Annotated in this window: 16 protein-coding genes; 8 read left to right on the top strand and 8 right to left on the bottom strand. The window is 59.9% G+C overall.

Annotated elements, in window-relative coordinates; all coding sequences use genetic code 11:
• Nucleotides 1–77: 77 nt before the first annotated feature.
• The 3 genes from ACP7BS_RS20515 to ACP7BS_RS20505 all read left to right on the top strand — a co-directional run bounded on the left by ACP7BS_RS20515 (nt 78) and on the right by ACP7BS_RS20505 (nt 3,186).
• A complete protein-coding gene (locus ACP7BS_RS20515) occupies nt 78–1,451 on the top strand; it encodes a GH1 family beta-glucosidase (protein WP_426239603.1) in 1,374 nt (457 codons plus the stop codon).
• Between the two features lie 68 nt (nt 1,452–1,519).
• Nucleotides 1,520–2,764 (top strand): aconitase X, encoded by a 1,245-nt coding sequence (locus tag ACP7BS_RS20510; protein ID WP_426239602.1) that lies wholly within the window; start codon nt 1,520–1,522, stop codon nt 2,762–2,764.
• Nucleotides 2,761–3,186 carry an aconitase X swivel domain-containing protein gene (locus tag ACP7BS_RS20505; RefSeq protein WP_426239601.1) on the top strand — a complete coding sequence of 142 codons (426 nt, stop codon included), beginning with the start codon at nt 2,761–2,763 and terminating at the stop codon, nt 3,184–3,186. Before ACP7BS_RS20510 ends, ACP7BS_RS20505 begins: the two co-directional genes overlap by 4 nt.
• 15 nt (nt 3,187–3,201) lie before the next feature.
• On the opposite strand, the gene ACP7BS_RS20500 is transcribed toward ACP7BS_RS20505, so the two are convergent.
• From ACP7BS_RS20500 to ACP7BS_RS20480, 5 genes are all read right to left on the bottom strand, one after another.
• Nucleotides 3,202–4,146 carry a rhodanese-related sulfurtransferase gene (locus ACP7BS_RS20500; RefSeq protein ID WP_426239600.1) on the bottom strand — a complete coding sequence of 315 codons (945 nt, stop codon included), beginning with the start codon at nt 4,144–4,146 and terminating at the stop codon, nt 3,202–3,204.
• 63 nt (nt 4,147–4,209) lie between these two features.
• Nucleotides 4,210–4,569 (bottom strand): VOC family protein, encoded by a 360-nt coding sequence (locus ACP7BS_RS20495; RefSeq protein WP_426239599.1) that lies wholly within the window; start codon nt 4,567–4,569, stop codon nt 4,210–4,212.
• A gap of 68 nt (nt 4,570–4,637) precedes the next feature.
• Nucleotides 4,638–5,330, bottom strand: coding sequence for a helix-turn-helix transcriptional regulator (locus tag ACP7BS_RS20490; RefSeq protein WP_426239598.1), 693 nt, complete (start codon nt 5,328–5,330; stop codon nt 4,638–4,640).
• 54 nt (nt 5,331–5,384) lie between these two features.
• Nucleotides 5,385–6,290: a CHAD domain-containing protein gene (locus tag ACP7BS_RS20485; RefSeq protein WP_426239597.1), complete on the bottom strand. Its 906-nt coding sequence runs from the start codon at nt 6,288–6,290 to the stop codon at nt 5,385–5,387.
• The gene (locus tag ACP7BS_RS20480) at nt 6,265–6,762 is read right to left on the bottom strand and encodes a CYTH domain-containing protein (protein ID WP_426239596.1); all 498 of its coding nucleotides are present in this window, start codon (nt 6,760–6,762) and stop codon (nt 6,265–6,267) included. The genes ACP7BS_RS20485 and ACP7BS_RS20480 overlap by 26 nt, the downstream gene beginning before the upstream one ends.
• Before the next feature lie 232 nt (nt 6,763–6,994).
• Here ACP7BS_RS20480 and ACP7BS_RS20475 point away from each other — a divergent pair, with 232 nt between their 5' ends.
• The 4 genes from ACP7BS_RS20475 (at nt 6,995) to ACP7BS_RS20460 (ending at nt 9,877) form a co-directional block, all read left to right on the top strand.
• Nucleotides 6,995–7,633, top strand: a complete 639-nt coding sequence (locus tag ACP7BS_RS20475; protein WP_426239595.1) for a 2-dehydro-3-deoxy-phosphogluconate aldolase — start codon at nt 6,995–6,997, stop codon at nt 7,631–7,633.
• A 424-nt stretch (nt 7,634–8,057) separates the two neighbouring features.
• Nucleotides 8,058–8,837: a tellurite resistance TerB family protein gene (locus ACP7BS_RS20470; RefSeq protein WP_426239594.1), complete on the top strand. Its 780-nt coding sequence runs from the start codon at nt 8,058–8,060 to the stop codon at nt 8,835–8,837.
• A gap of 135 nt (nt 8,838–8,972) precedes the next feature.
• Nucleotides 8,973–9,665: a GNAT family N-acetyltransferase gene (locus ACP7BS_RS20465; protein WP_426239593.1), complete on the top strand. Its 693-nt coding sequence runs from the start codon at nt 8,973–8,975 to the stop codon at nt 9,663–9,665.
• Complete coding sequence (locus ACP7BS_RS20460; protein ID WP_426229791.1) at nt 9,662–9,877, top strand: hypothetical protein; 216 nt, start codon at nt 9,662–9,664, stop codon at nt 9,875–9,877. The genes ACP7BS_RS20465 and ACP7BS_RS20460 overlap by 4 nt, the downstream gene beginning before the upstream one ends.
• A gap of 4 nt (nt 9,878–9,881) precedes the next feature.
• Here the strand turns inward: ACP7BS_RS20460 and ACP7BS_RS20455 are convergent, their stop codons facing one another.
• The 3 genes from ACP7BS_RS20455 to ACP7BS_RS20445 all read right to left on the bottom strand — a co-directional run bounded on the left by ACP7BS_RS20455 (nt 9,882) and on the right by ACP7BS_RS20445 (nt 12,565).
• Nucleotides 9,882–10,913: a nickel/cobalt transporter gene (locus tag ACP7BS_RS20455; RefSeq protein ID WP_426239592.1), complete on the bottom strand. Its 1,032-nt coding sequence runs from the start codon at nt 10,911–10,913 to the stop codon at nt 9,882–9,884.
• Nucleotides 10,907–11,548 carry a DUF1007 family protein gene (locus ACP7BS_RS20450; protein ID WP_426229789.1) on the bottom strand — a complete coding sequence of 214 codons (642 nt, stop codon included), beginning with the start codon at nt 11,546–11,548 and terminating at the stop codon, nt 10,907–10,909. Before ACP7BS_RS20450 ends, ACP7BS_RS20455 begins: the two co-directional genes overlap by 7 nt.
• Before the next feature lie 117 nt (nt 11,549–11,665).
• Nucleotides 11,666–12,565 (bottom strand): LysR family transcriptional regulator, encoded by a 900-nt coding sequence (locus ACP7BS_RS20445; RefSeq protein WP_426229788.1) that lies wholly within the window; start codon nt 12,563–12,565, stop codon nt 11,666–11,668.
• On the opposite strand from ACP7BS_RS20445, the gene ACP7BS_RS20440 reads away from it, so the two are divergent.
• Nucleotides 12,546–12,728 carry a hypothetical protein gene (locus tag ACP7BS_RS20440; protein ID WP_426239591.1) on the top strand — a complete coding sequence of 61 codons (183 nt, stop codon included), beginning with the start codon at nt 12,546–12,548 and terminating at the stop codon, nt 12,726–12,728. The two genes, ACP7BS_RS20445 and ACP7BS_RS20440, sit on opposite strands and share 20 nt — an antisense overlap.
• Nucleotides 12,729–13,236: the final 508 nt, after the last annotated feature.

Here is a 13,236-nt window from a genome sequence, read left to right as displayed (position 1 = left end):
TGCCAGCGCGAGGTTGACTTTTTTGCAAACCGTTTTACTGCAACGTTGCAGTAGATGTCGCTTATCCGGAGTGTTTCATGATCGATCCCAAAATCCTTGCCCAGCGCTTCCCCGGTGATTTCATTTTCGGCGTTGCGACCGCCTCCTTCCAGATCGAGGGTGCGACGAAAGTCGATGGCCGCAAGCCGTCCATCTGGGATGCCTTTTCCAACATGCCGGGCCGGGTCTACCAGGGCCATAATGGCGATATCGCCTGCGATCATTATAACCGGCTGGATGAAGACCTCGACTTGATCCAGAGCCTCGGCGTGGAAGCCTATCGGTTCTCGATCGCCTGGCCGCGCATCATCCCGGAAGGCACCGGGCCGATCAACGAGAAGGGGCTGGATTTTTACGATCGCCTCGTTGATGGCCTAAAGCAGCGCAATATCAAGGCATTCGCGACGCTCTACCATTGGGACCTGCCGTTGGCGTTGATGGGGGACGGGGGCTGGACGGCGCGGTCGACAGCCTATGCCTACCAGCGCTACGCGAAAACCGTCATTGCCCGGCTGGGTGACCGGCTGGATGCGGTGGCAACCTTCAACGAGCCGTGGTGCTCTGTCTGGCTCAGCCATCTCTACGGCATCCATGCGCCGGGCGAACGCAACATGGATGCAGCGCTGCATGCGCTGCATTTCACCAATCTCGCTCATGGCCTCGGCGTTGCCACCGTTCGCGAGTTGCAGCCGAACCTGCCGGTCGGCATCGTCATCAACCCGATGCACGTCTATCCCGGCAGCGACAGTGCTGACGACAAGGCTGCGGCTGAGCGGGCGTTCGATTTCCACAATGGCGTCTTCTTCGGCCCAATCTTCAAGGGCGAGTACCCGGAAAGCTTCCTCTCGGCGCTTGGCCATCGCATGCCGGCGATCGAGGATGGCGACATGGCGACGATCGGCCAGAAGACCGACTGGTGGGGCGTCAACTATTATACGCCGATGCGCGTTTCTCACGATCCGGCCGAAGTTGCCGAGTTCCCGGCGACGGTCAGTGCCAAGCCGGTCAGCGACGTCAAGACCGATATCGGCTGGGAAGTTTTTCCGCAGGCGCTGGGCGATCTCATCCGCACGGTCAACGACCGCTACGCGTTGCCGGATTGCTATATCACCGAGAACGGTGCCGCCTACAACATGGGCGTCGAAAACGGCGTGGTCGATGATCAGCCACGGCTCGATTACATCGCTGAGCATCTGGCCGTGACGGCCGACCTGATAAAGGAAGGCTATCCGATGAAGGGTTATTTCGCCTGGAGCCTGATGGACAATTTCGAATGGGCGGAAGGCTACAAGATGCGCTTCGGCATCGTCCATGTCGATTACGACACGCAGGTCCGCACCATCAAGAACAGCGGCCACTGGTACAAGGAACTGGCCGAACAGTTTCCGAAAGGCAATCACAAGGCCGGTTGACGGTCGTGTTTTGGCGGAGATCATAAGCCCCGATTGACAGCAAATGATCCGGCATTCTAAGCCGGATCATGGCTCTTCAACTCTCTGCCTTTGACAATGAATTGCTGGACGGCACGCATGGCGAGGCGGCGGCTTTCTGCATGCGGCTTTTGACGCGTTTCGCCGAAGCCGTCGATGCCGGCAGTTTCATCGATATCGAAGCGGCCCATATCGACGGTTGTCTGTATCTCGGAGAGGTCAGCCTCGATTTCGTCCAGCATCTCGTTCGCCTGAAAGGCCGTGTTCGCGTACCGACGACGTTGAATGTCGGCTCGGTCGATCTCATCCATCCGGAGCTGTTCCATGGCGACGGCAAGATTGGAACCAACGGCGCGCGGCTGATGCGGGCGCATGAGGCGCTGGGCTGCTTTCCGACTTTCACCTGCGCGCCCTATCAGACGATCTTCCGCCCCCGTTTCGGCGCGCAGATTGCCTGGGCGGAATCCAACGCCATCGTGTTTGCCAACTCGGTGATCGGCGCCCGCACCAATCGCTACGGCGATTTCATCGATCTCTGTTGCGCGCTTACGGGCAGGGCGCCCTATTACGGGCTGCATCTGCCGGAAAACCGGCGCGCCCAGATTTTGGTCGAGATTGAAAGCCTACCGGAGGAGTGGCCGGACGCCGGTCCGGCCTGCGTTGCGGTCGGCCATGCCATCGGAAAACGTTGCGGAAGCCTCATCCCGGCGATCACCGGTCTACCGGCCCATACGCAGGAGGATGACCTGAAGGCGCTCGGGGCGGTCGCTGCGTCGTCCGGCGCCGTCGCGCTGTTCCATGCAATCGGCTTGACGCCGGAAGCGCCGACGGTCGAAGCGGCGTTTCAAGGCCGCCAGCCGATTGAGACGATCCGGCTGACGGCCGACGATCTGCGCCACACGGTGCGCAATCTCTCGACAGTGCCGGATGGTACGCCGCTTGTCGGCGTCAGCCTCGGGACGCCGCATTTTTCCTTGGAGGAATTCGCCCGCCTGATGCCGCTGATGAAGGGCCTGCGGCCGCTCATCGATATCTACATCAACACCAATCGCGGCGTGTTGAGCGAACTCACGGACAGAGGCTGGGACACGGCGCTGAAGGCGCAAGGCGTAACGCTGGTGATCGATACCTGCACTTATGTCACGGCGATCATGCGCGACATGTCCGGTGCGATCATGACCAATTCCGGCAAGATGGCTTATTATGCGCCGAGCAATATCGGTGTCGATATCGCCTTTGGATCGCTGGCCGAATGTATGGCCTCGGCCAGGGCCGGAAAGGTGGTGCGGCTGTGACCATCCAGGCGATTACGCTGGTGCCCGGACAGGCGGAAGGGCGGACCTTTGTTCTGAGCGAGCCCTTGAGCTTCTGGGGCGGCCTGGATTCCGCTACCGGCCGGATCATCGATCAATGGCATCCGCAGAAGGATGCAGTGATATCAGGCCGCATTCTCGTCATGAAGGCGGGGCGGGGCTCCAGTTCCGGCAGTTCCGTTCTGGCCGAGGCGATCCGCCGGAAAACGGGGCCGGCTGGTATCGTCCTGATGACGCGCGATGCCATTGTCACCGTCGGTGCGATGGTCGCGGCCGAACTTTACGGGGTTCATTGTCCCGTCGTTCTGGTGGAAGAGACGGATTGGGATGCGATCGTCTCGGCCGGACTTGTTGGCATCAGCGCAGCCGGTACCGGGCCGGCCATTCTGACACTCCCGATCTGAGCCTGTCTGAGCGCGTCAGCTTCCCAGATGCCGTTCGCCGCGTTTCTTCGCCAGGTCCATCTGCTGCTGCCGCTGGCGGTAGCGCTGGCGGTCCTCGTCGGTGCGGGTGTCGTGGCAGTGGATGCAGGTGACGCCATGTTCGTGATGGGGTGACAAAAGGTCCTGCGGCGTCAACGGTTGGCGGCAGGCGTGGCAGAGGGTGTGTTCGCCTTCCTTCAGGCCATGGGTTACCGACACGCGATCATCGAAGACGAAGCAGGCGCCGTCCCAGAGGCTTTCTTCTTCCGGCATCTCCTCCAGATATTTCAGGATGCCGCCCTTGAGGTGGTAGACCTCGTCAAAGCCCTGTTCCTTCATGAAGGCAGTCGCTTTCTCGCAGCGGATGCCGCCGGTGCAGTACATGGCGATCTTCGGCTTGGCGGCGAGATCCGGGTTGTTCTTCACCCAGTCGGGGAATTCGCGAAAACTTTTGGTGTTCGGATCGACAGCGCCACGGAACATGCCGATCGCCGTCTCGTAATCGTTACGGGTGTCGATCACCAGCGTATCCGGATCGGAGATCAGCGCGTTCCAGTCCTGCGGCGCCACATAGGTGCCGACGATCTTGTTGGGGTCGATATCCTCGACGCCCATGGTGACGATTTCCTTCTTCAGCCGCGCCTTCATCCGAAGGAACGGCATCGACGACGCCCAGCTTTCCTTGTGCTCGAGATTGGCGAATTCGGGCTGGGCGCGCAAAAAGGCGAGCACGGTACGGATGCCATCTTCCGGCCCGGCAATCGTGCCGTTGATGCCCTCATGTGCCAGCAGCAAAGTGCCCTTGACGCCATTGCCGTCGCAAATTGCCTGCAACGGTTCGCGGAAGTCGGCGAAGCGTTCGAAACCGGCGAAATGATAAAGCGCCGCCACCAGAAACTGGCCGCTGGCTTCCGGGCGAGGAATATGGATCGTGTCTGTCATGCGGCGTGAAATACAGCTTTCCGGCCGCGCACGCAATCGGGGTGTGCGGCCGGAAAGCACTGGTCAGGCGGCCTGCGGCGTGAAGACCCGCAAGCGATGGCCGTCTGGGTCGGCGCAGGTGAACGTGTAATCAGACGCCGACGAGGTGGGTTCCTGCAGGATCGTCACACCTTTCCTGCGCCATTCATCGTGTAGCGCATCGACGCCTTCCCGGCCGGCGACGAAGATCGGAAGTTCGGCATCATTGGCATTCACAGCCGTCGGCAGTTTCCTCCTCTTCGCTAGGCCAAGTTTCAACGCATCGTTCATCAGGACGACTGCATAAGTCGGCGACAGCTCCAGCGGCAACGCGCCGAACATCGCCATGTAGAAAACGGCGCTCTCGGCCGGGCTTTCGACAGGCAGAACAAAATCGGTTTTCATGGCAGTCTCCTCTCGGTGGGTTCGGAGACCTTTTTATTCCGTCCTGCTGTCAATTTCTGGCAGTAGAGTCACATGTCCTGCGTGAGATTGTGAGCACGCCGCCATTCGGCCAAAAGCAGGTCGCGCCGACGCGGGATGCGGATGCCGGTCACGGTCATGGTGGTGAAGCGGTCGGTACGAAAGTGGCGAAAGTCACCGCGCAATTCGCACCAGGCGGCCAGCACGCGCGTCTCTTCGAAATAGGCCAGCGCAAAGGGCCAGACGCGCCGTGTCGTCGGCTGGCCGTTGACATCGGCATAATCGATGTCGATCTTCATGCCCAGCCGGATGGCTTCGCGAATGGCGGGAAAGTCGACGGTGCCGAGCCTCAGATCGCGCGTGTTGTAGACGAGCAGCGAATTGGTCTCCAGTTCATGGCGCAAATCTGCAGGCAGCACGGCGGCAATCTTTGCCAAGGCGTTCTGCGCCGCATCCTTCAATTCGTCGTCGGCCCGCGCCGCCACCCAGCGTGCGCCGAGCACCAAGGCCTCGATCTCCTCTTCGCTGAGCATCATCGGCGGCATCAGGAAGCCGGGCTTGAGCACATAGCCGAAGCCGGGCGCGCCCTGAATGTCGGCGCCTTGCGCCTGCAGCGTGGCGATATCGCGGTAAAGCGTGCGGATGCTGATGCCCATGCGCTGCGCCAGCGAGTTGCCGCTCACCGGCCGGCGGTAGGTGCGCAAAAGCTGGATCAGGTCGAGAAGGCGGGTGGAACGGGACATGGCCGATCATACTGACAGGGATTGGCAGTATCAATGCCGGGAAGGAGGGCCGCTTCAGACTGCGTCCCGCCACATGAGCTTGATCCTGCGGCTTTCCGTTTTCGGATCATCGCGGAAAACCGAAGCAGCGACCGTCAGTGCCTGTTCCCGGAGGATTTTCTGCCGGGTAATGACAGCCGAGAGCAGATAGGCGACGTCCTCGCTCTTGCCGAAAAGCTGTGGCTGTTCATCGACCAGGGAGGCAAGCAGTGCCAGATCGTTGTGATGGCCGAGAAGATCGACAACCTTTGTCACCTCGATCCGCTTTGCATGCATCGCCGACGGCCAAAGCCGCTGCAACATGTCCAGATAGAAACGGTAGTCCTGGCTGCGTTTGCGCAGTTCGTGAAACAGATGTGCATCGGTGGTGTCCGTGCAGGCCTGCTGCGCTACCGCTACTCTCTCCAGCGCCTTGCGCCAACCCTTGGCGAGGCGTTTGGCGCCCTTTTTACTGCCATCCTGAAAGGTGATGCGGGAGAGCGAATCCAGTGCCCGGCCGCAGGTTGAGATCGCCGCCGCCACGCTTTCTTCGAGTTGGTTCCCCTCAGCGACCTGTTCGTCGCGCCGGGCGGTCAGCAGCTTGCCGATCCGTTTCAGCGCGGCGCGTTCGTCGGTGTTTTCAGCATGATCAAGCAGATACAGGCTGACTTCGACAAGCGCGGTTGCGTCGCGGGAGGTCGAAAGCGTCCGTGCCATGTTGCGGATGCGCGCATTTTCCGAGCGCCGGAAGGCCGGGATGTCGGCGGCTGCGAGGCGGTAGAGGGAGCGCAGCCTCTTGAAGTTCTTGCGGGCGCCGTGGATCGCCTCCGGCAGCCCTTGCGGACGGTCGGTCAACGCGGCGATGGCAAGTGTCAGCTGCTCGGCTCCAACTGCCTTGAATTCTTTAGTGAAATGTTCAGAAGGGCGAATATGATAGCTCATGATCTGCCTTGGATATTATCGGACTGGTTGAGAGATACTGGTTCGAGTAGTGCGGATCCCCGGTCACTTCGGTGCCCAGCCAGTCCGGCAGAATTGGTTTGTCGTCTTCGGTTCCGAGTTCGACTTCAGCGACCACAAGGCCTTCATGCGCGCCGCCATAGACATCGACCTCCCAGAGGAAGCCGCGATGCTTGACCTCGTAGCGGGTCTTTTCGATGACGAGGCCGATGGCTTTCGTCATCATGTCCCTGGCGTCCTGCACGGGGATCTCATATTCGAATTCATCGCGGGTCATCGAGCCGCTGCCGATCTTGATCGTCAGTTTCGCCCGCTTGTCGTCCATCAGCCTCACACGTGCGGAACGGTCGTCCATGGTAACGATATAGGCCTGTAGAAAGCGTGTGCCGCCGTCTGCAGTATTGCGCCACCCGTCGGATGCCACCAGAAACTTCCGTTCAATTTCCTTGGCCATTGATAAGCCTGCCGTTTTCGACCTCGATACAATCCAGACTATAGAATTGTGGCGTGGGGACAAGCATCCACTTCGGGCTTGCTGCGGCTTTCGTGCGGCGTTGAGTCGGCGCCGCAGTCAAACATCCGTCACCATGTCCGAATAGGTTCGGCCGGTCCGTTTGGTATCGACAAAAGCGGATGGGAAGAGTATTCGAACCTTCACTTCAATCGTTTTAAAAGGGCTGTCCGGCATGAGCGAGAAAACCGATAGACTTCTTTCCGTCCTGAAATTGCAGCCGGTCGTTCCGGTGCTGATCATCGATGACCTTGCGACCGCCGTTCCATTGGCGCGCGCCCTCGTTGCCGGTGGACTGAAGGCGATCGAGATCACCCTGCGCACCACGGCTGCTCTCGAAGCGATCCGCGCCGTTGCCAACGAAGTCGAGGGTGCCGTCGCCGGTGCCGGAACCATCCTCAATGCCGCACAATACGAGGCGGCTGTCGAGGCGGGCTCAAAATTCATCGTCAGCCCCGGCACGACGCAGGAGCTGATCGACGCTGCCAACGATTCCGAAATCCCGCTTCTGCCGGGTGCTGCCACGGCCAGCGAAGTCATGGGCCTGCGCGAAGAAGGCTATAAGGTGATGAAGTTCTTCCCGGCCGAACAGGCGGGCGGCGCGGCCTACCTGAAGTCGCTGTCTTCACCGCTTGCCGGAACGCTGTTTTGCCCGACCGGCGGCATTTCGCTGTCGAATGCCAAGGATTACCTGTCGCTGCCCAACGTCGTCTGCGTCGGCGGTTCTTGGGTTGCGCCGAAGGAACTGGTTGCCAGGGGCGATTGGGCCGGCATTACCAAGCTCGCTGCCGAAGCATTCGCGCTGCGCGGCTGATCGTTTTTTCGCATCCGTGCCGGATGGAGTTGTTCTCCATGCGAGGCCCTGAAACGGTACTCGACGTTCTTTCCACCCTGCGTCAAGGCAGGGTGGAATACGACCTTTTTGGTGGATGGGCAGAAGAGGTACTCGGCCTCTTCCCGCCGCGGGGAATGCTTTTATGACATCAAGGGGTGGCGACCTCGAGGAGGTGACTGGAAAACGGTTTGCCGCGACCGTTACGCCAGTTTCGCTTGGCCATGAAGACCACCTGCAAAAAATATCGCGCTGAGTTCAAATAGATAGAGAACTATCGCTGGTGCGATCCTGTATCCAACATTCGGTGATTGCGGTATATTTGCTTGGCGCTTTCATTTGTATTCCTCTCGTTGCATTCCTATGTCTCTATCCGACTGAAACCGGCCTCAAGGGAGTGGACCGAATGTTTGATGCGAAGAAATTGCTGGATCAATTGTTGGGTTCGCAGATCCCCGGTGCCGGCGGCACTGTGCGCGATCGCGCCGGACAGGCGACGCAGCTGGCTAAGGACAACCCGCTGGCCGCTGGTGCCATCGCCGCTGTCCTGCTTGGCACCGGTACCGGCCGTCAAGTTGCGGGTTCGGCCCTGAAGCTCGGCGGTCTTGCCGCCATCGCCGGCCTTGGCTATCAGGCCTACAAGAATTACCAGGCGGGCAAGGAGCCGGTCGTGCAGCCTGGAGCGCAGGCGCAGCCTGAACTCCTGCCGCCACCGGCCGATTCCGGTTTCAGTACCGAGCCTGCCGTTCTCCGCAACGATTTCGTGCTGGTGCTTGTCCGCGCCATGATCGCCGCTGCCCGCGCCGATGGTCACATCGATGATGTCGAGCGCGCCCGCATCATGGACAAGGTCAAGGTTTCCGGCCTCGATTCCGAAGCCGGACAGTTTCTGCACGAGGAACTCAGCAAGCCCGTCGATCTCGATGCCATGGTCGCTGCAGCCGTGACCGAGGAAGAACGCGTTGAGCTCTATACTGCCTCGCGTCTGGCCATTGATGCCGACAGCCGGGCCGAGCGCGGTTATCTTGATCAGCTGGCCGGCCGCCTTGGCCTTGCCGATGCGCTGATCGATCACATTGAGGCGACGGTCTCTTCGGCCAAGACCCCGGTTATCGAGGCGCAGGCAAACCCGACGCAGACCTCAGTGCCGCAGGCCGGTCAACCACCGATCAAGTCGCCGTGGTGATGGATCCATCATCACTTTGCATTTGTGCGGATGCCTGAGCTGTCCTATGCCAGCGTCAAGCCCTTTGCATGACCGGCGCGGTTGTTTCCGAGCCGGTCTCAAGGCTGATGGTATGGTCTCTCCTGGAGTGTGCAGATGCGTGATTTGACCCATTGGACTGGCTGCCCGGCCCCAATGCCGGTGGCTCTAGAAGGCCGTTACGTCCGGATCGTGCCCTATGATCGCGCCGCGCATCTGGAACCACTGTGGCAGGCTTTTGGCGGGTTGGAGATCAATGCCCGCCTGCAGTATTTCGCGCAGGATGATTTTCGCAGCATCGAGGATTTCGATGCCTGGCTGACGGCCGCGCAGAAGGGCGGCTGGATCACCGAAGTGTTCTACGACAAGGCCAGCGGCGATGTCGTCGGCATGGCCAATTACATGCGGCCCGATCCCGCCAATGGCGTGGTCGAGGTCGGCGGTGTCGCCCACTCTTTCTCGATGGCCCGCTCGCCGCTTTCCACCGAAGTGCATTACCTGATGGCCAAGCACGCCTTCGAGGATCTGGGCTACCGTCGCTACGAGTGGAAATGCGACAATCGCAACGAAGCCAGCAAGAAAACGGCCAATCGCCTCGGTTTCAGCTTCGAGGGCATCTTCCGGCAGCATATGCTGTCGAAGCGCGCCAATCGTGATACCGCCTGGTTCTCGATCATCGACGGCGAATGGCCGTTGCTCAATGCCGCTTTCGAAGCCTGGCTGTCGCCGGATAATTTTGCCGGTGACGGCACACAGAAGCGCAAGCTTGAAGATATTCGCACTGAACTGGCGCAAAAGGAGACCGCATGAACACTCCGGAAAAGAAGGAACGCTCGCCGGCGATAGCCGCAGCAGTCATCCTGCTTGTCGTTGGGGTGGGTTTCTTTATCCTGCCGAAAATCATGCTCTGGATCGGCACATATTCGCCTTGGCTGGCCGCAGCATTCGGCGCGGTTTTCGTGCTCGGTTTCTTCTTGATTTTCTGGCTACGAGCCCGCTACCAGCGGGGCCGCGGGCTCTAAAGGTTCAGCCCTGCAGCGACGCGCCAAGCAGCACAATGCCGAGTACCAGTACCAGCATCGCACCGGAGATTTCGATGCCGTTGCTGATGCGCATGGCCGACGATCCGCTGGATGCGTAGCGCACCGCGAGGTCCTTGGCGGTTACGGCCAGTGTCGCCAGCACCGAGACGGTGATGGCCGTGCCGATCGACATCGCAAACACCGAGAGCACGCCTCCGAGATACAGACCGTTCAGAAGCGCAAAGCTCAGCACGATCAACGCGCCGGAGCAGGGGCGCAGGCCGACCGCAATGATGGCCGACCACGCTTCACGCAGTGCGAACCGATCGCCTTTCAGCATCGAAGGGTCGGGTGCATGCGCGTGGCCGCAGGTGTCGCAGACGTCGCCCGGCGCATGGTTATGGCCGTGATCGTCAGAGTGCGCGTGATGTGCATGGCTATGGCCGTGCGCATGAGCGTGCCCCTGCGTTATCGCGGGAGCGAAGCGCCGCGCTTTCAAGCCCCGCAGCTTGCGGAACAGCAGCCAGCCGCCAAAGGCGGCAATCAATGCGTAGCTCACCACTTCCAGGAAATGCGTCGCCTGCGTCATCGAGATCGACGATCCACGCAGGACGAGATAGGCGGCGCCGACGAGAAGAATGGCAACGCCCCCCTGCATCATCGAAGACAGGAAGGATAGGAGCACGCCCCGCTTCAGTTCCGTCTCGTTGGCGATCATGTAGGAGGAAATAACCGCTTTGCCGTGGCCAGGCCCGGCGGCGTGGAAGACGCCGTAGGCGAAGGACAGCCCGATCAGCGACCAGAGATGCCACGGGTCATCCCGCATGGCTTTGATCGCTTCGGTCAGCGTATGGTAAAAGCGCTGCTGCTCCATGTTTATCCAGCCGAAGAATCCACCGAAAATGCCGCCGGTATTGAAGGATGGCTCGGCGGTGCCGATGCCGAGCGGGGATTGCGCATGGGCAACGCTGATCCCGGCGGCTGCCACGAACAGTGCCACGCCGATCAGGCGGACAGGAGCCCGCGCCGTCAGCATTTGAACTCGATTCGCGTGGCAAACATCTTCGACATGTCGGTTCCGGTCGGGTCGTTGAAGAAGGCGTCGGTCAGGCTCGCCTGGTTCTGGGCGAGCACTTCGTCCGGGTCCGGGCGCACCACCTTGTGTTCGCAGGCATTCAGCTGGTCGCCGACCGCCACGAGATCGCCGTCCGTCGGAAAATCCATCGCGGTGTACATTGTCGGGTCATAGACGCCGAACGACATATTGCCCTTGAGCGGCATCGCCTCCGCAGGCTTGACCGCGAACATCAAAAGCAACTGGCCATCCTTGTAGTCGGCGGTGATTTCATTCGGCTTATCGACCTTGATGGTTTTGCCGTTTTCGGTGATCGTCGTGTAGTAATTGTACTCCGCCAGCGAATCCAGAACGGTCTGGCCGACTTCCTGCAACTCGTCTGGATCGAGCTGCGCATTGGAATTCTTGTCGAAATCCATCACAACGCTGGCGGAAAACAGTTCGTCGAAGCGCCAGACATTGCGCAATTCGGTGATCCGGTTCGTGTTATCTGCCACGATCTCAAGCCGGGCCTCGGCGAAGATATGCGGATGGGCAAATGCTGCGCAGGGCGCAAGCACGGCCGCTGCCGCCAAGATCAGGGAGGATCGTTTCATGCTGTGATGATTCCTTTGGCTGTTTCGGGCGCAACGCCAACACTCTTGCAATGCCAACACTCTTGCAATGTATGTCAAATGGGACGGAATTGGGACTTTCTGGCCGTTGCGGCCCCGTCATTTTTCCGCGTTCTTGCGAAACCAGTGATGCAGGAAATCGACGAACGTACGCACCTTGGTCGGCAGATAGCGCCGGTGCGGATAGATCGCGTAAATGCCGCGATCCTTCGGTACATAGTCTTCAAAAATCGAAACCAGCGTGCCGGCGGTGATCTTCGGCCGGGCGATGAAATCGGGAACGCTGGCGACACCCATGCCGGATTCCGCCGCCCGCACGGCAGCAAGCGGGCTGTTGACTTCGATCGGCCCGCCAACTGGAACGCTGAAGCCTGTGCCGTCCGGCTCGGTGAAGCGCCAGTTGCTGTAGGACCGCCCATTGGTGTCAATGATGCAGGAGTGGCGCGACAGCTCGGACGGGTGATTAATCGGTCCGAATTCCTCAAGAAACGCCGGTGTCGCGCAGTACAGAACCTGGAAATCATCGAGCTTGCGGGCGATCAGCGTCGAATCCTCCAGCTTGGTGATGCGGATCGCCACGTCAAAACCTTCTTCCACCAGATCGACGAAACGGTCGTCGGAGATGATCTCCAGCGACAGTTCGGGATGGGCCTTGCCGAAATCGATCAGCGACTGGCCGATTTCGGCATCGACGAAAGTGCGCGGTGCGGAAATGCGCAGGCGACCCTTGAGATCGGAATTGCTGGCGCGAACCAGGTCGGCGAGGTTGTCGATCTCCTTGAGAATCTCTGATGCCGTGCGGTAATAGGTGTGGCCCGCCTCCGTGAGCGAAAATTGCCGGGTCGTGCGGTTCAACAGAAGGGCGCCGAGTTCATCTTCCAGCTCCCGCACATATTTCGACAGCAGCGCCTTTGAGCGTCCGACGCGCCGTGCTGCCGCCGAAAATCCCTCGGCATCGACGACGTCGATGAAAGCGCGTATGCGGGTTAATGTATCCATCGGGCTGCTGTTCCTGCCTGCTTGGGCCACCGCCCCGTTTCTGATTCGCTATTTTCGTCGCGGCAACGATAAACCGGAGTTGCTGGCGTCCGAAAGACTGCGGGCGACGTTAACATTTGGCATTCCGGAAAAACCGGAAGCTGTTTTGCAAAAATGGCTATAAAACAAGGCCTTGGTTTTCACAGGAAGTGTACGGCTGATTGTTCAGCGCTTGTGAACATCTTAACGGGCTTTGTTGCGAATAAAAAATCAACAGCCGATTTGAAAAAGGTCTTGATTACGACAAGGTTTTTTCTTATCTCCGCTGCAGCCCAAAGTCGCACGTGCCCGTGGGTGTCCGCCGACCCTCGAATTTGGTGAGGAAATCGGTAAGGTACCTGGAATTAACCCCTCCAGTCGCTCCTCCGGCCAACCGGAAAATGCGAGGACATCTGAAGCAACGACGGTGCGGGCCTTTTTGTTCTCTCCCTGCTTTCCATCAGCGGGGGTTACTGAAGAGGCACACCTTCATTGCCGGAAGTGCGGTAGGGTCATCCTTCCAATCAATGGCAGACAAAGCGGATCAAAGCTCTTGGCGGGGCGTTGTTCCATCATTCGCGCATCGTGCGCATGTCTGGATCCGGGGTCTCCACCGGCTGGTTCCGGGACATGTTCGCGTATGTCCTTTGTCC

The sequence above is a fragment of the Pararhizobium sp. DWP1-1-3 genome, from assembly GCF_049896125.1.
Taxonomy (GTDB): Bacteria; Pseudomonadota; Alphaproteobacteria; order Rhizobiales; family Rhizobiaceae; genus Pararhizobium.
The sequence above is the reverse complement of the archived record's forward strand: the minus strand, read 5'-3'. Positions and strand labels throughout refer to the sequence as shown.